The organism is Streptomyces sp. NPDC048417 (assembly GCF_040651615.1).
Classification (GTDB): Bacteria; Actinomycetota; Actinomycetes; order Streptomycetales; family Streptomycetaceae; genus Streptomyces.
Genome location: NZ_JBEZKI010000005.1, coordinates 17,844 through 38,440, shown reverse-complemented (window position 1 = coordinate 38,440; position 20,597 = coordinate 17,844). Strand labels below are relative to the sequence as shown.

Genomic DNA, 20,597 nt, shown 5'->3' with positions numbered 1-20,597 from the left:
CTAGCCGCAGCACGCGCCCCGCAGCGGCAACGACCGCTTGTTCCGCGCCTCCTTGTTCCGCGCCGCCAGCAGTTCGTCCGCTGGATAGCCCACCTCTTCCAGGGTCAGCCCGTGCGGTCGTACGACGTGTACGGCCGAGTCCCTGACCCCCGCGGCCAGTACCTTCCCCGGCCACTCCGGCCCGCGGTGGCCGTCCCCCACGAACAGCAGCGCACCGATCAGGGACCGCACCATGTTGTGGCAGAAGGCGTCAGCCCGCACGGTGGCCGTGATGATCCCGTCGGTCCCCCGCCGAAGGCTCAGCTCCTGGAGCGTCCGGATGGTCGTCGCCCCTTCCCGGCGCTTGCAGTACGCGGCGAAGTCGTGCTCCCCCAGCAGCCGGCCGGCCGCCTCGTTCATGGCGTCGACGTCCAGCGGCCAGTCGTGCCACAGGACGTGGTTGCGCAGGAGGGGGTCCACTCCCCCGGGGTGGTCGGTGACCCGGTACGCGTACCGACGCCAGATCGCGGAGAACCGGGCGTTGAAACCGCTGGGCGCCTCCGTGAGCGACCACACCCGTACGTCCTTGGGCAGCCGCCCGGCCAGCCGCTTGAGCAGCTTCTCCCCCTGCTCCGCCCACAGTTGCCCGGGCAGATCGACATGCGCCACTTGGCCGCGGGCGTGCACCCCGGCGTCGGTCCGCCCGGCCACGGTCAGCTCGTACGTCGTCTCCCCCGACCGCGTCACGGTCCGCAGCGCGTCCTCGATCTCCCCCTGGACGGTCCGCTTCCCCCCGGCCTGCTTGGCCCAGCCGTGGAACTGGGTGCCGTCGTAGGACAGGTCGAGACGGACGCGGACATGGCCGGGCTGAACTTCGTCACTCACGGGAGAATCCTCTCAAGGCAAGAAAAGCGGGCCCGTCCCAGGAAAGGGACGGACCCGCTCACGCACCCTTTCAGGGGCGCGGGGAACTGCGCGACCAGCCACAACGGACCGGCAGCCAAAGGACGGCTTACGCCTCCTTCGACTCCTCGGCCTCGTCAGCCTTGGCGTCCTCGACGACCTCGGTCTCCTCGACCTTGGTCTCCTCGGCCTTGACCTCGGCGTCCTTGGCGGCACGCTGGGTGGCGGCCTCGGCCTCACCCGTCGCCTGCTGCGCGACCGTCAGCGCCTCGACCAGCTCGATGACAGCCATGGGCGCGTTGTCGCCACGACGGTTACCGATCTTGGTGATACGGGTGTAGCCACCCGGACGGTTCTCGTACCGCGGGCCGATCTCGGTGAAGAGCGTGTGCACGATGCTCTTGTCCGTGATGACCTGGAGCACCTGACGGCGGTTGTGAAGGTCGCCCTTCTTCGCCTTGGTGACCAGACGCTCGGCGTACGGCCGCAGACGGCGGGCCTTCGCCTCGGTGGTGGTGATACGGCCGTGCTCGAAGAGCGCCTTCGCGAGGTTCGCGAGGAGCAGCTTCTCGTGCGCGGCGCTGCCGCCCAGACGGGCACCCTTGGTGGGCTTCGGCATGGTTCTTCTCCTGTGTGTCTGCCCCGGCCGTATCAGGTACCGGGGTCAGTATCCGAGCAGACGGTCGTCTGTCGGAGACCCCGCGCCCCAAGGGGCGCGGGGAACTGCGCGACCAGCCACAACGGTCCCGCAGCCAAGAACGGGCAGTCGGTCCCGAGCTCTTAGTACTGCTCGGTCTCGACGAACCCGGCGTCCGCGTCGTCGTCGGCACCGAAGGCGTCGGCGGCGGCGGTCGGGTCGAATCCGGGCGGGCTGTCCTTGAGGGCCAGGCCCATGCCGGCCAGCTTCGCCTTGACCTCGTCGATGGACTTCGCACCGAAGTTGCGAATGTCCAGGAGGTCGGCCTCGGAGCGGGCGACGAGCTCACCCACGGAGTGGATGCCCTCACGCTTGAGGCAGTTGTAGGAGCGGACCGTGAGCTCCAGCTCCTCGATCGGCAGCGCCAGATCGGCGGCCAGGGCGGCGTCCGTGGGCGAGGGGCCCATGTCGATGCCCTCGGCGTCGATGTTCAGCTCGCGGGCGAGACCGAACAGCTCGACCAGGGTCTTGCCTGCCGACGCCATGGCGTCACGGGGACGCATGGCCTGCTTGGTCTCGACGTCGACGATCAGCTTGTCGAAGTCGGTGCGCTGCTCGACACGGGTCGCCTCGACCTTGTACGTGACCTTGAGCACCGGCGAGTAGATGGAGTCGACCGGGATACGGCCGATCTCCTGGCCCACCTGCTTGTTCTGCACGGCGGAGACGTAACCGCGGCCGCGCTCGACCGTCAGCTCCATCTCCAGCTTGCCCTTGCCGTTGAGCGTGGCGAGGACCAGGTCGGGGTTGTGCACCTCGACACCGGCCGGGGGCGCGATGTCGGCGGCGGTGACCAGACCCGGGCCCTGCTTGCGCAGGTACATCACGACCGGCTCGTCGTGCTCCGAGGAGACGACCAGCTGCTTGATGTTGAGGATCAGGTCGGTGACGTCCTCCTTGACGCCCGGCACGGTGGTGAACTCGTGCAGGACACCGTCGATACGGATGCTGGTGACAGCAGCGCCGGGGATCGACGACAGGAGGGTGCGACGCAGGGAGTTGCCGAGGGTGTAGCCGAAGCCCGGCTCCAGCGGCTCGATCACGAACCGGGAGCGGAACTCGTCGACGACCTCTTCGGTCAACGAGGGACGCTGAGCGATCAGCATGGTGTGGATCCTTCAGTTGCGGGCGCCCGCTATTTGACGCCCTACAGGTACTGCAAGGGTACGGGCGATACGGCCCTTTTACGGAGCCGTACCGCCCGGAAACCTCAGGCCCGAAGGCGTCGCGTCAGACGCGGCGGCGCTTCGGCGGACGGCAGCCGTTGTGCGGGGTCGGGGTGACGTCCTGGATGGAGCCGACCTCAAGGCCCGTGGCCTGCAGGGAACGGATCGCGGTCTCACGACCGGAACCCGGGCCCTTCACGAACACGTCGACCTTGCGCATGCCGTGCTCCTGGGCGCGGCGGGCAGCCGACTCGGCGGCCATCTGCGCGGCGAACGGCGTGGACTTCCGGGAGCCCTTGAAGCCGACGTGGCCGGCGGAGGCCCAGGAGATCACGTTGCCGGACGGGTCCGTGATGGAGACGATCGTGTTGTTGAACGTGCTCTTGATGTGCGCGTGGCCGTGAGCGACGTTCTTCTTTTCCTTGCGGCGCACCTTCTTGGCAGCGCCCTGACGACCCTTGGGGGGCATCTAGTAACTCCTACGGGGAGGTGGTCGGTCCTACAGCGAAGACCGCTGATGAAGCGTTGTCCGCTGAGGACTACTTCTTGCCCGGCTTCTTCTTGCCGGCGATCGCGCGACGCGGGCCCTTGCGGGTGCGGGCGTTGGTGCTGGTGCGCTGACCGCGGACGGGCAGACCGCGGCGGTGACGCAGACCCTGGTAGCAGCCGATCTCGACCTTGCGGCGGATGTCGGCCTGGATCTCGCGACGGAGGTCACCCTCGGTCTTGATGTTGTTGTCGACGTACTCACGAATCGCGACCAGCTGCTCTTCAGTCAGGTCACGGACGCGGGTGTTCGGGTCGATGCCGGTCTCGGCCAGCGTCAGCTGGGAGAGCGTACGGCCGATGCCGAACACGTAGGTGAGGGCGACTTCCACACGCTTTTCGCGCGGGATGTCAACACCGGAAACGCGTGCCACTTCAATGGCTCCTGGTGATCTTCGGAGGTCTTCCGCAGGACCGGATCCCGGCCGCCGGCCTCTTCACGCTGTTCAAAAGATGCAGCCAAAGAGTAGGTACGACCTGGGTCCCCGGCCTCCGAACCGGGGGTGTCGAGCCGTGTGGGGCTCGGGCCCTGCGTATGAACAAATTCAGCTTGCGTCGCGCGAATCTCTGCGATGGGTGCAGAGGGATCGGTCGTGCGTCAGCCCTGGCGCTGCTTGTGGCGCGGGTTCTCGCAAATGACCATGACCCGACCGTGACGGCGGATCACCCTGCACTTGTCGCAGATCTTCTTGACGCTCGGCTTGACCTTCATGGGATTGAGGTTCTCCGGGTCAGTTGCCGGCAGCCCCGCTCACACGGGACCTGGGCAAGATCTACTTGTATCGGTAGACGATCCGGCCACGCGTCAGGTCGTACGGAGACAGCTCCACCACGACCCGGTCGTCAGGGAGGATGCGGATGTAGTGCATACGCATCTTGCCGCTGATGTGTGCCAGGACCTGGTGGCCGTTCTGGAGCTCGACCTTGAACATCGCGTTCGGAAGAGACTCGACGACAGTGCCCTCGATCTCGATGGCACCTTGCTTCTTGGCCACGCTTCGCCCTTCGAATCGACTACCTTGATCGACTCCTATGCTTCCCGCTTGGGATACCCCACGGGCGCATGCGGACATGCGGGTGCACGAGAGCCGACGAGTCAGTCTACGTCAGCGCACCCGGAAAGACGAATCGGTGGAGTCTGCCCCACAGCGCAGATCATTAAGCGCACGGGACTGTAGCGCCCCTTCAAGGGGCGCGGGGAACTGCGCGCTCAACCCCCCGCCCAGCCGCAGCGTCGAATAGTGCTCAGCCCAGCGGATCCGGCGCAGCCGTGATCCCGTGCTCGGCCAGCTTCGCCCGGCCCCCGTCGGGAGACGTCAGCACCAACGGCCCCTCCTCGGTCAGCGCGACCGAGTGCTCCCAGTGCGAGGACCACGTCCCGTCGGTCGTGATGACCGTCCAGTCGTCCTCCAGCACCTCGGTCCGCGGCGTCCCCAGCGACACCATCGGCTCGATGGCCAGGCAGAACCCGGGAACCAGCTTCGGACCCTTCCCCCGCCGCCGGTCGACGTAGTTCAGCAGGTGCGGGTCCATGTGCATCTCGGTGCCGATGCCGTGACCGCCGTAGTCCTCGATGATCCCGTACTTGCCGCCGCCGGGCTTCGGCTGGCGGCGGATGTACGTCTCGATCGCCCGGGAGACGTCGACCAGGCGGTTGCCCTGCTTCATCGCCGCGATGCCGGCCCACATCGACTCCTCGGTCACCCGGGAGAGCTCGATCAGCTCCGGAGCGTGGCCGGAGCCCACGAAGGCGGTGTAGGCCGCGTCGCCGTGCCAGCCGTCGACGATCGCGCCGCAGTCGATGGAGATGATGTCGCCGTCCTTGAGGACGACCTCGTCGGACGGGATGCCGTGGACCACGACCTCGTTCACCGAGGTGCAGATCGTCGCGGGGAAGCCGCCGTAGCCGAGGAAGTTCGGCTTCGCGTCGTGGTCCGCGAGCACCTTGCGCGCGACCTGGTCCAGATCCTTGGTCGTGGCCCCGGGCACCGCTGCCTCACGCGTCGCCGCGTGGATGGCGGCGACGACCAGCCCCGCCTCACGCATCCTGGCGATCTGCTCGGGGGTCTTGATCTGCACCATCAGCTCTGCTTCCTCACGGGTGCGAGTCCGGTTTTGTACACGGCAACAGTACGGCCCCCGAGCGACGCGGCAACACGTGGTCGCCCCGGTCAGCGCCGGGTGAGTAGCGGGATCCAGCGGCCCTCGTCCTGCGGCTTCGTCCCCCGGAAGCCGGAAAGCGGAGTGACCTTGCCGTCCAGGCCGACCAGCAGCAGCTGGTTGCGGAACTCACCGTTGCCGGGGCTGCACTGCTCGGGATCGCACCGCCAGGCGATGAGGTGACTGTTGTCGGCCCACGCGAGCAGCTGCTGGCCGGGGACCACCGCGGCCCGCTTGCCGGTCTTCGCGTTCCGTACCTCGGAGACGATGTTACCGCCCTCCCCGACGAAGGCACCCGTCACCAGGTTTCCGTCGGGGGACCGGATCGCCTCCGGGTAGGACGCACCCGCCTCCTGACCCGGGGCAGGCATCCTCTTGCCGGCCACGTCGTAGTAGACGCCGCCCGCCTCGTTACCGCCGAACTCCCACACCAGCTCCCCGTCACGGCTCCAGTAGAAGTCCTGACGTCCGCCGGCGGGGGCCTCGCTCTTCTTGGCCGGCCGCTCGGCGAAGTCCGCCTTGCCCGAGGCGACATCGATCACGTAGAAGCCGGTGCGGCTCTGCTTCGGCCCCGGCACGGTCCTGCCGTTCAACCGGTAGGACACGTCCTTGAACAGACCGTCCGGATCGAGGCGGTACGCCGTCGCCAGCAGGCGTTTGCCGTCCGGTGAGAACTGCACACTGCCGACGCTCCTGTCGACCTTGATCCAGCGCCGCACCTTGCCCGTGACCAGGTTCAGCAGCCCTATCCGGCTGACGGGCAGATCGCGCTCGAGCACCGCCGCGGTCCGCGTCCCGGGGGCGACGTCCAGCCAGGCCCAGTCGGTCTTCTCGTACCGCCCGGTGGCCGTGTCGAGCAACCGCCACTCGTAGGTGCCGATCGCGTTCCCGTTCGGCTGCTTCACGAGCTTCGTCGTGTAGTACGCCGAGACGGCGACCCTCCCCGCCGCGATCAGCTCTCGAGGAGGCGACTGATCCGGGTGCGCCACCACACCCGTGGCATCCGGCACGCTCGCGGGCCGCCCGTTCCCGTCACCGCCGCGCAGGGCGAGCGGCACCGCGACCACGGCGACGGCCACCGCGACGACGGCAGCCACCACGAGGCGTCGAGCCTTGCGACGGCGCGGCAGCGGTTGTGGCCGCACGGTGGATTGCGTTGCCGGTCGCGCCTCCGGAGAGGGCGTTGTGAAACCCGCGCGGGCATGCGGGTCCGGAGCCATGTTCGTACCTCCACGAAAGACGACTGGGACAGGAGTCCGGCCGGTTGGTGTCAAAGACAGCGAAGGAGTTCACCGCGTGCGGGCCCCCTGCGTCACGGACGGCGAAGGGGCTGCTCCCGCAACACCGGAGCAGCCCCTCTGTAGTCGATCTCAGCCCAGGAGCAGGTCAAGCATCATGGGTCGAGAGCCAACTCAACCGCGGTTTACTCGTTGAACCAGTCCGGCGACCAGACGGCAGCGCCGCCACCGTGCCACCAGACCTCCATCTTGTAGACGGAGAGCTGGCCGATGTTCTCGCCCTTCTTGTCGCAGCCGGAGTCGCCGCCGTCGTCAAGGGTCCACAGCTGCGACTGGATACCGGCGGAGTTCCGGACCCACAGAGCACCGGTCACCCCGTACCCGTCGGCCTTGGTGTCACAGACCGAGAACACGTCGCCGTCGTCGTGGAAGTGCATGTACCCACGGCTCGACGGGAGGTTGATCTGCTTGTCGCTGTCGGCCTGCGCCGAAGCACTCAGCCCGACCACCAGGGCGGCGGACGCGCCGACCACCATGGCTGCGCGAGCGAGCTTCGAGTTGATCACTGTTCCCCCAACTAGGTTGTACGTCACCGGTGTTGCCGGTGAGGTCGCTGTGAACACTATGTGAGGCACAAGCAACATGTCCACATCAATTAGCTATGACAGGACCATGACAATCTGCTGGTCGGACGCGCTGAAACGGCCTTCCGGCAGATCCACCGCCCGGCGATCCGCCTGACGACCTCGCCCGCTGGGCCACGCACACAAAAACCGGCCGCGGCGCCCTGAGGGCACCGCGGCCGGTCGGACCACGATCTACTTGTTCTCGGCCTTTTCGCGCTTGAGCGCCGCGAGCGCCCGCTGCGTGACCTCGTCCACCGGACCCAGGGAGGAGATCGTCACGACCAGGCCCTGAATCTTGTAGTAGTCGATGATGGGCTCGGTCTGCGTGTGGTAGACCTCGAGCCGCGTCCGGACGGTGTCCTCGGAGTCGTCGTCGCGCTGGTACAGCTCGCCGCCGCAGACGTCACAGACGCCCTCGACCTTCGGCGGAGTGTACGTGACGTGGAAGACGTGGGACGAGTCGTTGCGGCAGATACGGCGGCCCGCGATCCGCTTGACGACCTCCTCCTCCGAGACCTCCAGGTCGAGTACGGCGTCGAGCTTGATGCCCTCGTTCTTCAGCAGCTCGTCGAGCGCCTCGGCCTGCGAGACGTTGCGCGGGAACCCGTCCAGCAGGAAGCCGCCGGCGGCGTCCGGCTGCTCCATGCGGTCCTTGGCCATGGCGATGGTGACCTCGTCCGGGACGAGGTTGCCGGCGTCCATGTAGGACTTCGCGAGTTTCCCGAGCTCCGTCTGCTGGCTGATGTTGGCGCGGAAGAGGTCGCCCGTGGAGATGTGCGGGATCTTCAGCTCCTTGGCAAGGCGAACGGCTTGCGTTCCCTTACCGGCGCCAGGCGGCCCGACGAGGACGATTCGCATCAGCGGAGGAACCCTTCGTAATTGCGCTGCTGGAGCTGGCTCTCGATCTGCTTCACCGTCTCCAGTCCCACACCCACGATGATCAGGATGCTGGTACCACCGAACGGGAAGTTGTTGCTTGCCCCAAAGCCAACCAACGCCATCGTCGGTACGAGAGCAATCAGCCCCAGATACAGCGAACCCGGCCAGGTGATCCGGTTGAGCACGTACGACAGGTACTCAGCGGTCGGTCGGCCAGCCCGGATGCCCGGGATGAAGCCACCATACTTCTTCATGTTGTCGGCTACTTCTTCGGGGTTGAAGGAGATAGCCACGTAGAAGAACGCGAAGAAAACGATGAGCAAGAAGTACGAAATGATGTAAACCGGGTGTGTGCCCTTGGACAGGTTGGTCTCGATCCAGGTCTTCCAGCTCGAGTTCCCGCCCGCGAACTGGGCGACCAGTGCCGGGATGTAGAGCAGCGACGAGGCGAAGATGACCGGGATCACACCGGCCTGGTTCACCTTGAGCGGGATGTACGTCGACGTACCGCCGTAGGACCGGCGGCCGATCATGCGCTTCGCGTACTGGACCGGGATCCGGCGCTGGGCCTGCTCGACGAAGACCACCAGGGCGACCATGACCAGGCCGACCGCGATGACGCTGCCGAACTCGATCCAGCCGTCGGCCAGGGTGCCCTGCTTCTTGATGGCCCACAGCGCGGACGGGAAGGTCGCGGCGATCGAGATGAACATCAGGATCGACATGCCGTTGCCGATGCCGCGGTCGGTGATCAGCTCACCGAGCCACATGACGACGGCCGTACCGGCGGTCATGCAGATCACCATCGTGATGGTGGTGAAGATCGCCTGGTCCGGCACGATGCTGGAGGCGACCGTGCAGCCGGAGAAGAGGGCGCCGCTGCGGGCGGTGGCCACCAGGCCGGTGCCCTGCAGGATGGCGAGGGCCACCGTCAGGTAACGGGTGTACTGGGTGATCTTCGTCGTACCTGCCTGGCCCTCCTTCTTCAGGGCTTCCAGACGCGGGATGACCACGGTCAGCAGCTGAAGAATGATGCTGGCGGTGATGTACGGCATGATGCCGAGCGCGAAGATCGTGATCTGGAGCAGCGCGCCGCCGCTGAACATGTTGACGAGACCGAACAGGCCCTGGTTGCCGGAGGCCTCGTTCACACACGTCTGGACGGCTTTGTAGTTGACGCCGGGGATCGGGATATGGGTGCCGACCCGGTAGACCACGATGATGGCCAGCGTGAAGAGCAGCTTCTTGCGCAGGTCGGGCGTCCTGAACGCCCGGGCGAACGCGGTGAGCACGGTGCCTCCTGCGACCCCCGCGCAACTGCGTCAAGGGTGACGGTCTTGAGGTTCGACGAATAAGGAAAAAAGAACAGCGCGGGCCACCTTACCGGCGACCACGCCCCCTAGGAACGACCAACCGGGGATACCCCACAGTGAGGGTATCCCCGGTCGGGATCGCTTACGTCATCGATGACGTCCGAGATGCTCAGACGAGCTCGGTGACGGTGCCGCCGGCTGCGGTGATCTTCTCCTTGGCGGAGCCGGAGACGGCGTCGACCGTCACCTGCAGCGCCACGGAGAGCTCACCCTGGCCGAGCACCTTGACCAGGCTGTTCTTGCGAACGGCACCCTTGGCGACGAGCCCCTCGACGGTGACCTCGCCACCCTCCGGGTACAGCGCGGCCAGCTTGTCGAGGTTCACGACCTGGAACTCGGTCTTGAACGGGTTCTTGAAGCCCTTCAGCTTCGGAAGACGCATGTGGAGGGGCATCTGGCCACCCTCGAAGCGCTCCGGAACCTGGTAACGGGCCTTCGTACCCTTGGTACCACGACCGGCCGTCTTACCCTTCGACGCCTCACCACGACCCACACGGGTCTTGGCGGTCTTGGCGCCCGGGGCGGGACGGAGGTTGTGGATCTTGAGCGGGTTGTTCTCCGCCATGATCAGTCGACCTCCTCAACCGTCACGAGGTGGCGGACGGTGTGCACCATGCCGCGGAACTCGGGGCGGTCCTCCTTGACGACCACGGTGTTGATCCCCTTGAGACCAAGGGACCGCAGGGTGTCACGGTGGTTCTGCTTGCTGCCGATGTACGACTTCGTCTGCGTGACCTTGAGGCGAGCCATTACGCACCCGCTCCCGCACGCGCACGAAGCAGAGCCGCGGGGGCGACGTCCTCGAGGGGCAGACCGCGGCGGGCCGCGATCTCCTCGGGACGCTGCAGGCCCTTGAGGGCCGCCACGGTCGCGTGCACGATGTTGATCGCGTTGTCGGAGCCCAGGGACTTCGACAGGATGTCGTGAACGCCGGCGCACTCCAGCACGGCACGCACGGGACCACCGGCGATAACACCGGTACCCGGCGAAGCCGGCTTGAGCAGGACGACGCCCGCGGCCTTCTCACCCTGGATGGGGTGAGGGATGGTGCCCTGGATACGGGGGACCTTGAAGAAGTGCTTCTTGGCCTCCTCAACACCCTTGGCGATGGCGGCCGGCACCTCCTTGGCCTTGCCGTAACCGACACCCACGGTGCCGTCACCGTCGCCCACCACGACCAGCGCGGTGAAGCTGAAGCGACGACCACCCTTCACAACCTTGGCGACGCGGTTGATCGCGACAACGCGCTCAACGTACGCGGTCTTCTCGGCGGCAGCAGCGCCGCCGTCACGGCCCTTCCGGTCCCGCCGCTCGCCGCCACCGGCACCGCCACCGCGGCGCTGGGGTCCAGCCATTGGATTACCTCTCTCTTTCCGCTAGCTACAAGCGGCTCAGAACTTGAGCCCGGCTTCGCGGGCGGCGTCCGCCAGGGCAGCGATGCGCCCGGCGTACTGGTTGCCACCACGGTCGAACACCACGGCCTCGACACCGGCGGCCTTTGCACGCTCGGCGACCAGGGCGCCGACCTGCTTGGCCTGCGCGGACTTGTCACCCTCGCCACCACGGACCGAGGTGTCCAGCGTGGACGCCGACGCCAGGGTGTGACCCTTGATGTCGTCGATCACCTGGGCCACGATGTGGCGGTTCGAGCGGGTAACGACCAGACGGGGACGCTCCGCCGTACCGGAAATGTTCTTACGGATCCGGATGTGACGGCGCTTGATCGCGGCGCGCTTGTAGGCGTCGCCCTTGAGGATCTTCTGTCCGTATGCCATGGCTTACTTACCCGCCTTTCCGACCTTGCGGCGGATGACTTCGCCCTCGTACTTGACGCCCTTGGCCTTGTACGGGTCGGGCTTGCGCAGCTTGCGGATGTTGGCCGCGACCTCGCCGACCTTCTGCTTGTCGATGCCCTCGACCGAGAACCGGGTGGGGTTCTCGACCTTGAAGCTGATGCCCTCGGGGGCCTCGACGAGGATCGGGTGGCTGTAACCGAGCGCGAACTCGAGGTTCGAGCCCTTGGCGGTCACGCGGTAACCGACACCGCTGATCTCGAGCTTCTTCACGTAACCCTGGGTCACGCCGGTGATCATGTTCGCCACCAGCGTGCGGGACAGGCCGTGCAGGGCCTTGCTCTGACGCTCGTCGTTGGGGCGGGTGACGTTCAGAACGCCGTCCTCACCCTTGGCGATCTCGATCGGCGCCACAACGGTGTGGGTCAGCGAGCCCTTGGGACCCTTGACCGAGACCGTCTGGCCGTCGATGGTGACGTCCACGCCGGCGGGAACCGTGATGGGGAGCTTGCCAATACGCGACATAGCTGTTTCCTCCGTTCCCTTCTGCTACCAGACGTAGGCGAGGACTTCCCCGCCTACGCCCTTCTTGCCGGCCTGCTTGTCGGTGAGGAGCCCGTGCGACGTGGAGATGATCGCCACGCCGAGGCCACCCAGCACCTTGGGCAGGGAGGTGGACTTCGCGTACACCCGGAGACCGGGCTTGGAGATCCGCTTGATGCCCGCGATGGAGCGCTCACGGTTGGGACCGAACTTCAGGTCCAGGACGAGGTTCTTGCCGACCTCGGCGTCCTCGACCTTCCAGCCCGTGATGAAGCCCTCCTGCTGGAGGATCTCCGCGATGTGAGACTTGATCTTCGACGCCGGCATCGTCACGGAGTCGTGGTATGCCGAGTTCGCGTTCCGCAGACGCGTAAGCATGTCTGCGATCGGATCAGTCATGGTCATGAATTGGCCTTCGGCCTCTCTCGCCGGGGTTTCCAGGTGCCCATCCCTCTCCTCGATCCGAGACGAGGCGGGTGCGGTGCGGTGGACCTACGGCGTAGTAAGTCGTACGGGCGACCGTCAGGCGCCCAACCCTCCAAGCCTAAGCCATGAAGGGGTGGGCACCTGACACGCCCATTGCTTACCGAGAGCCTCCGGAATCCCTAAAAGGGGGATTACCAGGAGCTCTTGGTCACGCCCGGCAGCTCGCCACGGTGAGCCATCTCACGAAGGCACACGCGGCACAGGCCGAACTTGCGGTACACGGAGTGCGGGCGGCCACAACGCTGGCAGCGGGTGTAGCCACGCACACCGAACTTCGGCTTGCGAGCAGCCTTGGCAATCAGAGCCTTCTTCGCCATCTCGCTCACGCCTCCTTGAACGGGAAGCCGAGGTGACGAAGGAGCGCGCGGCCCTCAGCGTCGTTGGTCGCCGTGGTCACCACGGTGATGTCCATACCCCGGGTGCGGTCGATCTTGTCCTGGTCGATCTCGTGGAACATGACCTGCTCCGTGAGACCGAAGGTGTAGTTGCCACGGCCGTCGAACTGCTTGGGGGACAGACCACGGAAGTCGCGGATGCGCGGGAGCGCGAGCGACAGGGTGCGGTCCAGGAACTCCCACATGCGGTCGCCACGGAGCGTGACGTGGGCGCCGATCGGCTGACCCTCACGCAGCTTGAACTGCGCGATGGACTTGCGGGCCTTGGTCACGGCCGGCTTCTGACCGGTGATGGTGGTCAGGTCGCGGATCGCGCCCTCGATCAGCTTCGAGTCACGGGCGGCGTCGCCGACACCCATGTTGACCACGATCTTGACGAGGCCGGGGATCTGCATGACGTTCTCGTACTTGAACTCGTCACGCAGCTTGCCCGCGATCTCCTCGCGGTACTTCAGCTTCAGACGCGGAGCAGTGGTGGTAGCCATCAGATGTCCTCACCCGTCCGCTTGGCAACGCGGATCTTGTTGCCTTCGTCGTCGAAGCGGTAACCGACACGCGTGACAACCTTGTTGCCGTCCTTCTCAACGACCAGCTGGACGTTGGAGACGTGGACGGGCGCCTCGGTCGTGACGATGCCGCCGGCCTGCGAACCGCGAGCGGTCGGACCGGCCTTGGTGTGCTTCTTGACCCGGTTGACACCCTCGACCAGGACGCGGTCCTCGCGGGGGTAGGCCGCGATGACCTTGCCCTGCTTGCCCTTGTCCTTACCGGTGATGACCTGGACCAGGTCGCCCTTCTTGATCTTCATGCTTACAGCACCTCCGGAGCCAGCGAGATGATCTTCATGAACTTCTTCTCGCGCAGCTCACGGCCGACCGGGCCGAAGATACGGGTGCCACGAGGGTCGCCGTCGTTCTTCAGAATGACGGCGGCGTTCTCGTCGAAGCGGATGTACGAGCCGTCCGGACGGCGGCGCTCCTTGACGGTGCGAACGATGACCGCCTTGATGACGTCACCCTTCTTCACGTTGCCGCCGGGGATCGCGTCCTTGACGGTGGCGACGATGACGTCACCGATGCCCGCGTAGCGGCGACCGGAGCCACCGAGCACACGGATGCAAAGGATTTCCTTCGCACCAGTGTTGTCGGCGACGCGCAGTCGCGACTCCTGCTGGATCACGTCTATCTCCTGTTTGTCTGCCGGTTCCCCGGGCGGGTGTCAAAGTTGCACACCCGCCCGGAGCCTGGCGGAACTGTCCTGCGAGGGATGCCCCGCAGGAGATTTACTTGGCCTTCTCGAGGATCTCGACGACGCGCCAGCGCTTCGTCGCGGACAGCGGCCGGGTCTCCGCGAGGAGGACACGGTCGCCGACGCCCGCGGCGTTCTGCTCGTCGTGCGCCTTGAGCTTGTTCGTACGGCGGATGACCTTGCCGTACAGCGCGTGCTTCACGCGGTCCTCGACGGCGACGACGACGGTCTTGTCCATCTTGTCGCTGACGACGAGACCCTCACGGGTCTTGCGGAAACCGCGCGCCTCGGTTGCGTTCTCAGTCACGTTGCTCTCGCTCATCAGGCGCTCTCCACCGTCTCGATGCCCAGCTCGCGCTCACGCATCAGGGTGTAGATCCGCGCGATGTCCTTACGGACGGCCTTCAGCCGACCGTGGTTCTCGAGCTGACCCGTCGCCGCCTGGAAGCGGAGGTTGAACAGCTCTTCCTTGGCCTCGCGGAGCTTGCCAAGAAGCTCCTCGTTGCCCAGCTCGCGCAGCTCGGACGCCTTGGTACCGGCCGACATCACGCTTCACCTGCCTCGCGCTTGACGATCCGGCACTTCATCGGCAGCTTGTGGGCTGCGCGAGTCAGGGCCTCACGGGCGATCTTCTCGTTGGGGTAGGACAGCTCGAACATGACCCGGCCCGGGTGCACGTTCGCGATCCACCACTCCGGAGAACCCTTACCGGAACCCATGCGGGTCTCGGCAGGCTTCTTCGTCAGCGGGCGGTCCGGGTAGATGTTGATCCAGACCTTGCCGCCACGCTTGATGTGGCGGGTCATCGCGATACGGGCCGCCTCGATCTGGCGGTTGGTCACGTACGCCGGCGTGAGGGCCTGGATGCCGTACTCGCCGAACGCGACCGTGGTACCGCCCTTGGCCTCACCGCGACGCTTCGGGTGGTGCTGCTTGCGGTGCTTGACCCTACGGGGGATCAGCATGTCGGTCAGGCCTCCGTTCCGGTGCTCTCAGCAGCCGGAGCGGCAGCGGCCTCGGCCTGGGGGGCCTCGGCAGCGGGAGCCTGCTGCGGCTTGCGACCGCGCCGCTCGCCACCACGGCCACCACGGGCCGGGCGGTCACCAGCGCCACCACCACGGGCCGGGCGGTTGCCGGCGCGGGCAGCGGCGTTCTCGGCGCGGACCTCGGCGATGTTCTTGACGTCGCCCTTGTAGATCCAGACCTTCACACCGATGCGGCCGAAGGTCGTCTTGGCCTCGAAGAAGCCGTAGTCCACGTTCGCGCGGAGCGTGTGCAGGGGCACACGGCCCTCGCGGTAGAACTCCGAGCGGGACATCTCGGCGCCGCCGAGGCGGCCACCGCACTGGATCTTGATGCCCTTGGCGCCGGCCTTCATCGCCGACTGCATGCTCTTACGCATGGCGCGACGGAAGGAGACGCGGGAGGAGAGCTGCTCGGCGACGGCCTGCGCGACCAGCTGGGCATCCGTCTCGGGGTTCTTGACCTCGAGGATGTTCAGCTGGACCTGCTTGCCCGTGAGCTTCTCGAGGTCACCGCGGATGCGGTCGGCCTCGGCGCCACGGCGGCCGATGACGATGCCCGGACGCGCGGTGTGGATGTCCACACGCACACGGTCACGGGTGCGCTCGATCTCCACCTTCGAGATGCCGGCGCGCTCCATGCCGGACGTCATCATCCGACGGATGGCGACGTCTTCCTTGACGTAGTCCTTGTACAGCTTGTCGGCGTACCACCGGGACTTGAAGTCCGTGGTGACACCGAGCCGGAACCCATGCGGGTTAACCTTCTGGCCCATTACCGGGTTCCTTCCTTGCTGCTGACGACCACGGTGATGTGGCTGGTCCGCTTGCGGATCCGGTAGGCACGGCCCTGGGCGCGCGGCCGGAACCGCTTCAGGGTCGGACCCTCGTCGACGTACGCCTCGGAGATGAAGAGGCTGTCGGCGTCGGTGTGGTCGTAGTTGTGCGCGGCGTTGGCGATGGCGCTGTCGAGCACCTTGCCGACCGGCACGGAGGCTGCCTGCGGAGCGAATCGCAGAACAGCCTGAGCCTCCGTGGCGTCCATGCCACGGATAAGGTCCACCACGCGGCGGGCCTTCATGGGCGTAACGCGGATGTACCGCGCCTGGGCCCTGGCTTCCATGGTTGTCCCTCTCAGTTACTTACGTGTCTGAATGCGATCCGCTGTTAGCGGCGCTTCGACTTCCGGTCGTCCTTGACGTGGCCCCGGAAGGTGCGGGTCGGCGAGAACTCGCCGAGCTTGTGGCCGACCATCGACTCGGTGACGAACACCGGGATGTGGGTCTTGCCGTTGTGCACCGCGATCGTGTGACCGAGCATGGCCGGGACGATCATCGAGCGACGGGACCAGGTCTTGATGACGTTCTTGGTGCCGGCTTCGTTCTGGACATCCACCTTCTTGATCAGGTGGTCGTCTACGAAGGGCCCCTTCTTCAAGCTACGAGGCATCTCAACCAGTCCTTAACGCTTCTTGTTCGTCTTGCGGCGGCGGACGATGTACTTGTTCGACGCCTTCTTGGGCGAACGAGTACGACCTTCCTTCTTGCCCCACGGGGAGACGGGGTGACGACCACCGGACGTCCGGCCCTCACCACCACCGTGCGGGTGGTCGACCGGGTTCATGACGACACCACGGACGGTCGGGCGAACGCCCAGCCACCGCTTGCGGCCGGCCTTGCCCCAGTTGATGTTCGACTGCTCGGCGTTGCCGACCTCACCGACGGTGGCGCGGCAGCGCACGTCCACCATGCGGACCTCGCCGGACGGCATACGGAGGGTCGCCATGGCGCCCTCACGGGCGAGCAGCTGCACCGAGGCACCCGCGGAGCGGGCGAACTTGGCGCCACCACCGGGACGGAGCTCGATCGCGTGGATCGTGGTACCGACCGGGATGTTGCGGAGGGCCAGGTTGTTGCCCGGCTTGATGTCGGCCCCGGGACCGTTCTCCACGGTGTCGCCCTGCTGCAGGTTGCGCGGGGCGAGGATGTAGCGCTTCTCGCCGTCCGCGTAGTGCAGCAGCGCGATGCGCGCGGTGCGGTTGGGGTCGTACTCGATGTGCGCGACCTTCGCCGGCACGCCGTCCTTGTCGTGACGACGGAAGTCGATCACTCGGAAGGCGCGCTTGTGTCCGCCACCCTGGTGGCGAACGGTCACACGACCGGCGTTGTTACGGCCGCCCTTGCTGTGCAGCGGGCGGACCAGCGACTTCTCCGGCGTGGACCGCGTGACCTCGACGAAGTCGGCGACGCTGGCGCCACGACGGCCCGGCGTAGTCGGCTTGTACTTGCGGATTCCCATTTCTCAGTCCTCGTCCGATATCGGACGATCCGACCCGCTTACGCGGACGGACCGCCGAAGATGTCGATACGGTCGCCCTCGGCGAGGGTCACGATCGCGCGCTTGGAGCCCGCGCGCTGACCGAAACCGGTCTTGGTGCGCTTGCGCTTGCCCTGGCGGTTGAGGGTGTTGACCCCGGTGACCTTGACGTCGAAGACCGCCTGGACGGCCTGCTTGATCTGGGTCTTGTTGGCGCCCGGGGCGACGATGAACGTGTACTTGCCCTCGTCGAGAAGCGCGTAGCTCTTCTCCGAGACGACCGGCTTGAGCAGCACGTCACGGTGGTCCGTGAAGGACTTGCTCAGCGGGGTCTCGACGGTGTTCTTGCCCTCGGCCTCGTGGCGGCGCGCCTTGGCGACGCGTGCGGCCTTGGCGGCCTTGGCGGCCTTCGAGGCGATGCTCGGGTGACGGGTAGCCATCAGACCTCGGTCCCTTCGGTGTCGTTGGCCTGCGGGCCGGCGACGAAGGACTCGAAAGCGGCCTGGGTGAAGACCACGTCGTCCGAGACGATCACGTCGTACGTGTTCAGCTGGCCCGGCTCCAGGATGTGGACCTGGGGCAGGTTGCGGGCGGACAGCCACGCGGCCTCGTCGGCGCGGTCGACGACCAGGAGCAGGTTCTTGCGCTCCGAGATCTTGCCGAACAGCGTGCGAGCGGCCTTGGTGCTGGGGTTCTCGCCCTCGATCACGCCGGAGACGACGTGGATGCGGTTGTGGCGCGCCCGGTCGGTGAGGGCGTGACGCAGAGCGGCAGCCTTCATCTTCTTCGGGGTGCGCTGCGAGTAGTCACGCGGCTGCGGGCCGTGGACGACGCCACCGCCGGCGAACTGCGGGGCGCGGGTCGAACCCTGACGGGCGCGGCCGGTGCCCTTCTGGCGGTACGGCTTCTTGCCGCCACCACGGACTTCGCCGCGGGTCTTGGTCTTGTGCGTGCCCTGACGGGCAGCGGCGTTCTGCGCGACGACGACCTGGTGAATCAGCGGAATGCTGATGTTCTCCACGCCGAAGATCTCCGCGGGGAGCTCGACGGTGCCGGTCTTCTCGCCCGCAGGCGAAAGGATGTCAACAGTGCTCATCGGTACCTCAGGCCCCCTTGGCCGCGGTGCGGACCAGGACGAGGCCGCCGTTCGGACCGGGAACCGCGCCCTTGATGAGCAGCAGACCCTTCTCCGCGTCAACGGCGTGGACGGTCAGGTTCTGGGTGGTGACCCGCTCGTTGCCCATGCGACCCGCCATGCGGAGGCCCTTGAACACGCGGCCCGGGGTGGCGCAGCCACCGATGGAACCGGGCGAGCGGTGCTTGCGCTGGGTGCCGTGACCGGCGCCGAGGCCCTTGAAGTTGTGACGCTTCATGACACCGGCGAAGCCCTTGCCCTTGCTCTTGCCGGTGACGTCGACCTTCACGCCGGCCTCGAAGACCTCGGCGGTGACTTCCTGACCGAGGGTGTACTCGGTGGCGTCGGCCGTCCGGATCTCGACGAGGTGACGACGGGGGGTGACGTCGGCCTTCGCGAAGTGACCCTTGAGGGGCTTGTTCACCTTGCGCGGGTCGATCTCGCCGAAGGCGATCTGGACCGACTCGTAGCCGTCGACGTCGTTGGTACGGACCTGGGTGACGACGTTGGGGCCGGCCTTGACGACGGTGACCGGGACGACACGGTTGTTCTCGTCCCACACCTGCGTCATGCCGAGCTTCTCGCCCAGGATGCCCTTGATCTGCTTAGCCATTCTCAGATCACCGGCCCTCAGAGCTTGATCTCGATGTCGACACCGGCCGGGAGGTCGAGTCGCATCAGAGAGTCAACGGTCTTGGGGGTCGGGTCGAGGATGTCGATCAGGCGCTTGTGTGTGCGCATCTCGAAGTGCTCGCGCGAGTCCTTGTACTTGTGCGGCGACTTGATGACGCAGTACACGTTCTTCTCAGTGGGCAGCGGCACCGGGCCCGCGACCGACGCACCAGTGCGAGTCACCGTCTCGACGATCTTCTTCGCCGAAGAGTCGATGACCTCGTGGTCGTAGGCCTTGAGCCGGATGCGGATCTTCTGTCCCGCCATGGCTACTCAGTAGTCCTGTCTCTTCTTACGCTCCGGAACCCGGTGGATTCCTTCTGCTGCCTTCGTTCCCTCCGACCCACGCGGTCGGGTGTGTCGCGCTCCCGCTGACACGGATGCCCCTTGTTCGAACATCCCTGCGGGGAATGCACACGGCCCGTCCGGAACCGCAAGCCGGGGGCGGAAGGCCCACCGGGCGCCTGACCGGTGCCGCACCACACTTCCCGAAAGATTCCCGTACGTCCGCCCCAGTGCTGCCGTATGGCAGTTAGGACGACGAGTACTGTGGGACTCGCTTCCGGTCCTCCCGGCGGGAGGCGCACAGCATCAACACTCGGCCGAGCAACTCCGACAGTCTGCCATACGGGACACGGGGCTGGCCAATCGAGCGGGAGAGAATACCCCCAGGGTGACGTAGGTCAAACACGAGGTCGATCCGGGCGCCCGCCGACTCCCGTCACGACCAGTCCTCTTCCTCGCCGTCCTCGGCGAGATCAGCCAGCTGACTCAATTCGGTGCTTACGTCGACCATGATCTCGAAGCTCGCTCAGAATCCCCAGGGATCAGGGTGCGGTACCGGCCCGGGGTCCTCCGACCACACCAGCCGGCACTCCAGCTGGTCCCCGAGCAGCCCGCTCAGCAGGCGCGCGGCCCAGCCGTTCCAGCAGACGGCCGTGGGAAAGGCGGTGGGGCGGAAGGCGGGGACGTCGGCCGGCACAGCATCCGCCCGGAAGACGGACTCCCGGATCCGGCCGATCCGGTCGGGGACCGACGACCGCTCGGTGTCCAGGCAGTCCACCACCCGCTCGACGAGATACAGCAGGTAGCCGTCGTCCGCGTTCTTGATCCGCACGGGGAGCAGACGCCCTGCCTTCTCCAGGTCGTCCCACAGCAGATCGGCGATACGGCGGCTCAGCACCGGCGAGCTGGCGTCCCCGGTGGGAAACTCGCTCTTCGGCCACCGCGGGTCACCTGCCCACTCGGCGGTGAACCGCGCGGGGTACGGCCCGGCGGAGCCCGCTCGCTGCCACCGCATGAGCTCCACGACCTGGTCATCGAGGTGGAGCAGCTGAAAGTCGCTCATGCTCGGCAGCAGCCGGTACACGGACAGGTGTTCTTCGATGCCTTCTGTAGTCATGCAGCCTTCTCGCAGCCT

At 66.5% G+C, this 20,597-nt stretch carries 34 protein-coding genes; all 34 read right to left on the bottom strand.

Annotation, left to right across the window (positions count from 1 at the left end):
* Complete coding sequence (gene truA, locus AB0D59_RS09300) at positions 1-864, bottom strand: tRNA pseudouridine(38-40) synthase TruA (RefSeq protein WP_362562770.1); 864 nt, start codon at positions 862-864, stop codon at positions 1-3.
* A 127-nt stretch (positions 865-991) separates the two neighbouring features.
* A complete protein-coding gene (gene rplQ / locus AB0D59_RS09295; RefSeq protein ID WP_362562768.1) occupies positions 992-1,501 on the bottom strand; it encodes a 50S ribosomal protein L17 in 510 nt (169 codons plus the stop codon).
* 161 nt (positions 1,502-1,662) lie between these two features.
* Complete coding sequence (locus AB0D59_RS09290) at positions 1,663-2,685, bottom strand: DNA-directed RNA polymerase subunit alpha (RefSeq protein WP_003966937.1); 1,023 nt, start codon at positions 2,683-2,685, stop codon at positions 1,663-1,665.
* 124 nt (positions 2,686-2,809) lie between these two features.
* On the bottom strand, positions 2,810-3,214 hold the full coding sequence (gene rpsK, locus AB0D59_RS09285) for a 30S ribosomal protein S11 (RefSeq protein WP_003956432.1): 405 nt from the start codon (positions 3,212-3,214) through the stop codon (positions 2,810-2,812).
* A gap of 70 nt (positions 3,215-3,284) precedes the next feature.
* On the bottom strand, positions 3,285-3,665 hold the full coding sequence (rpsM, locus tag AB0D59_RS09280; RefSeq protein ID WP_020941684.1) for a 30S ribosomal protein S13: 381 nt from the start codon (positions 3,663-3,665) through the stop codon (positions 3,285-3,287).
* 224 nt (positions 3,666-3,889) lie between these two features.
* Positions 3,890-4,003 (bottom strand): 50S ribosomal protein L36, encoded by a 114-nt coding sequence (gene rpmJ / locus AB0D59_RS09275; RefSeq protein ID WP_003998809.1) that lies wholly within the window; start codon positions 4,001-4,003, stop codon positions 3,890-3,892.
* Between the two features lie 61 nt (positions 4,004-4,064).
* Positions 4,065-4,286, bottom strand: coding sequence for a translation initiation factor IF-1 (infA, locus tag AB0D59_RS09270; RefSeq protein ID WP_003948620.1), 222 nt, complete (start codon positions 4,284-4,286; stop codon positions 4,065-4,067).
* A 250-nt stretch (positions 4,287-4,536) separates the two neighbouring features.
* The gene (gene map, locus AB0D59_RS09265) at positions 4,537-5,373 is read right to left on the bottom strand and encodes a type I methionyl aminopeptidase (protein ID WP_362562766.1); all 837 of its coding nucleotides are present in this window, start codon (positions 5,371-5,373) and stop codon (positions 4,537-4,539) included.
* Positions 5,374-5,462: 89 nt separating this feature from the next.
* Positions 5,463-6,551 (bottom strand): hypothetical protein, encoded by a 1,089-nt coding sequence (locus AB0D59_RS09260; protein WP_362562763.1) that lies wholly within the window; start codon positions 6,549-6,551, stop codon positions 5,463-5,465.
* A gap of 323 nt (positions 6,552-6,874) precedes the next feature.
* Positions 6,875-7,255 carry a hypothetical protein gene (locus tag AB0D59_RS09255; protein WP_362562760.1) on the bottom strand — a complete coding sequence of 127 codons (381 nt, stop codon included), beginning with the start codon at positions 7,253-7,255 and terminating at the stop codon, positions 6,875-6,877.
* A 252-nt stretch (positions 7,256-7,507) separates the two neighbouring features.
* On the bottom strand, positions 7,508-8,173 hold the full coding sequence (locus tag AB0D59_RS09250; RefSeq protein ID WP_362562757.1) for an adenylate kinase: 666 nt from the start codon (positions 8,171-8,173) through the stop codon (positions 7,508-7,510).
* Positions 8,173-9,486: a preprotein translocase subunit SecY gene (gene secY / locus AB0D59_RS09245; RefSeq protein WP_362562754.1), complete on the bottom strand. Its 1,314-nt coding sequence runs from the start codon at positions 9,484-9,486 to the stop codon at positions 8,173-8,175. The genes AB0D59_RS09250 and secY overlap by 1 nt, the downstream gene beginning before the upstream one ends.
* Positions 9,487-9,676: 190 nt before the next feature.
* Positions 9,677-10,132 (bottom strand): 50S ribosomal protein L15, encoded by a 456-nt coding sequence (gene rplO / locus AB0D59_RS09240; RefSeq protein ID WP_328480229.1) that lies wholly within the window; start codon positions 10,130-10,132, stop codon positions 9,677-9,679.
* Positions 10,133-10,134: 2 nt separating this feature from the next.
* Positions 10,135-10,317: a 50S ribosomal protein L30 gene (rpmD, locus tag AB0D59_RS09235; RefSeq protein WP_006376032.1), complete on the bottom strand. Its 183-nt coding sequence runs from the start codon at positions 10,315-10,317 to the stop codon at positions 10,135-10,137.
* On the bottom strand, positions 10,317-10,922 hold the full coding sequence (rpsE, locus tag AB0D59_RS09230; protein ID WP_016645168.1) for a 30S ribosomal protein S5: 606 nt from the start codon (positions 10,920-10,922) through the stop codon (positions 10,317-10,319). Before rpsE ends, rpmD begins: the two co-directional genes overlap by 1 nt.
* Before the next feature lie 36 nt (positions 10,923-10,958).
* Positions 10,959-11,342 (bottom strand): 50S ribosomal protein L18, encoded by a 384-nt coding sequence (gene rplR, locus AB0D59_RS09225; protein ID WP_089099426.1) that lies wholly within the window; start codon positions 11,340-11,342, stop codon positions 10,959-10,961.
* A 3-nt stretch (positions 11,343-11,345) separates the two neighbouring features.
* Positions 11,346-11,885, bottom strand: coding sequence for a 50S ribosomal protein L6 (gene rplF / locus AB0D59_RS09220; RefSeq protein ID WP_351693707.1), 540 nt, complete (start codon positions 11,883-11,885; stop codon positions 11,346-11,348).
* Positions 11,886-11,909: 24 nt separating this feature from the next.
* Positions 11,910-12,308, bottom strand: a complete 399-nt coding sequence (gene rpsH / locus AB0D59_RS09215) for a 30S ribosomal protein S8 (protein WP_089099428.1) — start codon at positions 12,306-12,308, stop codon at positions 11,910-11,912.
* A gap of 212 nt (positions 12,309-12,520) precedes the next feature.
* Positions 12,521-12,706 carry a type Z 30S ribosomal protein S14 gene (locus tag AB0D59_RS09210; RefSeq protein WP_003948630.1) on the bottom strand — a complete coding sequence of 62 codons (186 nt, stop codon included), beginning with the start codon at positions 12,704-12,706 and terminating at the stop codon, positions 12,521-12,523.
* Between the two features lie 5 nt (positions 12,707-12,711).
* The gene (gene rplE, locus AB0D59_RS09205) at positions 12,712-13,269 is read right to left on the bottom strand and encodes a 50S ribosomal protein L5 (protein WP_093499638.1); all 558 of its coding nucleotides are present in this window, start codon (positions 13,267-13,269) and stop codon (positions 12,712-12,714) included.
* Positions 13,269-13,592, bottom strand: a complete 324-nt coding sequence (gene rplX, locus AB0D59_RS09200; RefSeq protein WP_030967306.1) for a 50S ribosomal protein L24 — start codon at positions 13,590-13,592, stop codon at positions 13,269-13,271. Before rplX ends, rplE begins: the two co-directional genes overlap by 1 nt.
* Before the next feature lie 2 nt (positions 13,593-13,594).
* Complete coding sequence (gene rplN, locus AB0D59_RS09195; protein ID WP_003992364.1) at positions 13,595-13,963, bottom strand: 50S ribosomal protein L14; 369 nt, start codon at positions 13,961-13,963, stop codon at positions 13,595-13,597.
* Between the two features lie 103 nt (positions 13,964-14,066).
* Positions 14,067-14,354: a 30S ribosomal protein S17 gene (gene rpsQ / locus AB0D59_RS09190; RefSeq protein WP_362562750.1), complete on the bottom strand. Its 288-nt coding sequence runs from the start codon at positions 14,352-14,354 to the stop codon at positions 14,067-14,069.
* Positions 14,354-14,578, bottom strand: a complete 225-nt coding sequence (rpmC, locus tag AB0D59_RS09185; protein WP_030174543.1) for a 50S ribosomal protein L29 — start codon at positions 14,576-14,578, stop codon at positions 14,354-14,356. Before rpmC ends, rpsQ begins: the two co-directional genes overlap by 1 nt.
* Complete coding sequence (gene rplP, locus AB0D59_RS09180; RefSeq protein WP_030788270.1) at positions 14,578-14,997, bottom strand: 50S ribosomal protein L16; 420 nt, start codon at positions 14,995-14,997, stop codon at positions 14,578-14,580. The genes rpmC and rplP overlap by 1 nt, the downstream gene beginning before the upstream one ends.
* A 5-nt stretch (positions 14,998-15,002) precedes the next feature.
* A complete protein-coding gene (rpsC, locus tag AB0D59_RS09175) occupies positions 15,003-15,830 on the bottom strand; it encodes a 30S ribosomal protein S3 (protein WP_093499641.1) in 828 nt (275 codons plus the stop codon).
* The gene (gene rplV, locus AB0D59_RS09170) at positions 15,830-16,177 is read right to left on the bottom strand and encodes a 50S ribosomal protein L22 (RefSeq protein WP_003974262.1); all 348 of its coding nucleotides are present in this window, start codon (positions 16,175-16,177) and stop codon (positions 15,830-15,832) included. The genes rpsC and rplV overlap by 1 nt, the downstream gene beginning before the upstream one ends.
* 44 nt (positions 16,178-16,221) lie before the next feature.
* Positions 16,222-16,503: a 30S ribosomal protein S19 gene (gene rpsS / locus AB0D59_RS09165; RefSeq protein WP_003948639.1), complete on the bottom strand. Its 282-nt coding sequence runs from the start codon at positions 16,501-16,503 to the stop codon at positions 16,222-16,224.
* A 12-nt stretch (positions 16,504-16,515) separates the two neighbouring features.
* Complete coding sequence (gene rplB, locus AB0D59_RS09160; RefSeq protein ID WP_362562747.1) at positions 16,516-17,352, bottom strand: 50S ribosomal protein L2; 837 nt, start codon at positions 17,350-17,352, stop codon at positions 16,516-16,518.
* A 38-nt stretch (positions 17,353-17,390) separates the two neighbouring features.
* A complete protein-coding gene (gene rplW / locus AB0D59_RS09155; protein ID WP_362562744.1) occupies positions 17,391-17,810 on the bottom strand; it encodes a 50S ribosomal protein L23 in 420 nt (139 codons plus the stop codon).
* Positions 17,810-18,466 carry a 50S ribosomal protein L4 gene (gene rplD / locus AB0D59_RS09150; RefSeq protein ID WP_362562741.1) on the bottom strand — a complete coding sequence of 219 codons (657 nt, stop codon included), beginning with the start codon at positions 18,464-18,466 and terminating at the stop codon, positions 17,810-17,812. The genes rplW and rplD overlap by 1 nt, the downstream gene beginning before the upstream one ends.
* A gap of 7 nt (positions 18,467-18,473) precedes the next feature.
* On the bottom strand, positions 18,474-19,118 hold the full coding sequence (rplC, locus tag AB0D59_RS09145; protein WP_352223084.1) for a 50S ribosomal protein L3: 645 nt from the start codon (positions 19,116-19,118) through the stop codon (positions 18,474-18,476).
* A gap of 17 nt (positions 19,119-19,135) precedes the next feature.
* The gene (gene rpsJ / locus AB0D59_RS09140) at positions 19,136-19,444 is read right to left on the bottom strand and encodes a 30S ribosomal protein S10 (protein WP_003948644.1); all 309 of its coding nucleotides are present in this window, start codon (positions 19,442-19,444) and stop codon (positions 19,136-19,138) included.
* 544 nt (positions 19,445-19,988) lie between these two features.
* Positions 19,989-20,579, bottom strand: coding sequence for a hypothetical protein (locus AB0D59_RS09135; RefSeq protein WP_362562738.1), 591 nt, complete (start codon positions 20,577-20,579; stop codon positions 19,989-19,991).
* Positions 20,580-20,597: the final 18 nt, after the last annotated feature.

Coding starts and splice junctions, on each gene's coding strand:
- rplX (WP_030967306.1), bottom strand. CDS start 13,592: ATGAAGATCAAGAAGGGCGACCTGGTCCAGGTCATCACCGGTAAGGAC.
- map (WP_362562766.1), bottom strand. CDS start 5,373: ATGGTGCAGATCAAGACCCCCGAGCAGATCGCCAGGATGCGTGAGGCG.
- rplE (WP_093499638.1), bottom strand. CDS start 13,269: ATGGCTACCACCACTGCTCCGCGTCTGAAGCTGAAGTACCGCGAGGAG.
- rpsE (WP_016645168.1), bottom strand. CDS start 10,922: ATGGCTGGACCCCAGCGCCGCGGTGGCGGTGCCGGTGGCGGCGAGCGG.
- rpsS (WP_003948639.1), bottom strand. CDS start 16,503: ATGCCTCGTAGCTTGAAGAAGGGGCCCTTCGTAGACGACCACCTGATC.
- rpsJ (WP_003948644.1), bottom strand. CDS start 19,444: ATGGCGGGACAGAAGATCCGCATCCGGCTCAAGGCCTACGACCACGAG.
- rplB (WP_362562747.1), bottom strand. CDS start 17,352: ATGGGAATCCGCAAGTACAAGCCGACTACGCCGGGCCGTCGTGGCGCC.
- rplC (WP_352223084.1), bottom strand. CDS start 19,118: ATGGCTAAGCAGATCAAGGGCATCCTGGGCGAGAAGCTCGGCATGACG.
- rpmJ (WP_003998809.1), bottom strand. CDS start 4,003: ATGAAGGTCAAGCCGAGCGTCAAGAAGATCTGCGACAAGTGCAGGGTG.
- rpsK (WP_003956432.1), bottom strand. CDS start 3,214: ATGCCCCCCAAGGGTCGTCAGGGCGCTGCCAAGAAGGTGCGCCGCAAG.
- rplF (WP_351693707.1), bottom strand. CDS start 11,885: ATGTCGCGTATTGGCAAGCTCCCCATCACGGTTCCCGCCGGCGTGGAC.
- rplP (WP_030788270.1), bottom strand. CDS start 14,997: ATGCTGATCCCCCGTAGGGTCAAGCACCGCAAGCAGCACCACCCGAAG.
- rpsQ (WP_362562750.1), bottom strand. CDS start 14,354: ATGAGCGAGAGCAACGTGACTGAGAACGCAACCGAGGCGCGCGGTTTC.
- rplO (WP_328480229.1), bottom strand. CDS start 10,132: ATGGCGGAGAACAACCCGCTCAAGATCCACAACCTCCGTCCCGCCCCG.
- rplW (WP_362562744.1), bottom strand. CDS start 17,810: ATGGCTACCCGTCACCCGAGCATCGCCTCGAAGGCCGCCAAGGCCGCC.
- rpsC (WP_093499641.1), bottom strand. CDS start 15,830: ATGGGCCAGAAGGTTAACCCGCATGGGTTCCGGCTCGGTGTCACCACG.
- rplQ (WP_362562768.1), bottom strand. CDS start 1,501: ATGCCGAAGCCCACCAAGGGTGCCCGTCTGGGCGGCAGCGCCGCGCAC.
- rplR (WP_089099426.1), bottom strand. CDS start 11,342: ATGGCATACGGACAGAAGATCCTCAAGGGCGACGCCTACAAGCGCGCC.
- rpmD (WP_006376032.1), bottom strand. CDS start 10,317: ATGGCTCGCCTCAAGGTCACGCAGACGAAGTCGTACATCGGCAGCAAG.
- rpmC (WP_030174543.1), bottom strand. CDS start 14,578: ATGTCGGCCGGTACCAAGGCGTCCGAGCTGCGCGAGCTGGGCAACGAG.
- AB0D59_RS09210 (WP_003948630.1), bottom strand. CDS start 12,706: ATGGCGAAGAAGGCTCTGATTGCCAAGGCTGCTCGCAAGCCGAAGTTC.
- rplD (WP_362562741.1), bottom strand. CDS start 18,466: ATGAGCACTGTTGACATCCTTTCGCCTGCGGGCGAGAAGACCGGCACC.
- AB0D59_RS09250 (WP_362562757.1), bottom strand. CDS start 8,173: ATGCGAATCGTCCTCGTCGGGCCGCCTGGCGCCGGTAAGGGAACGCAA.
- AB0D59_RS09290 (WP_003966937.1), bottom strand. CDS start 2,685: ATGCTGATCGCTCAGCGTCCCTCGTTGACCGAAGAGGTCGTCGACGAG.
- rplV (WP_003974262.1), bottom strand. CDS start 16,177: ATGGAAGCCAGGGCCCAGGCGCGGTACATCCGCGTTACGCCCATGAAG.
- rpsH (WP_089099428.1), bottom strand. CDS start 12,308: ATGACCATGACTGATCCGATCGCAGACATGCTTACGCGTCTGCGGAAC.
- AB0D59_RS09135 (WP_362562738.1), bottom strand. CDS start 20,579: ATGACTACAGAAGGCATCGAAGAACACCTGTCCGTGTACCGGCTGCTG.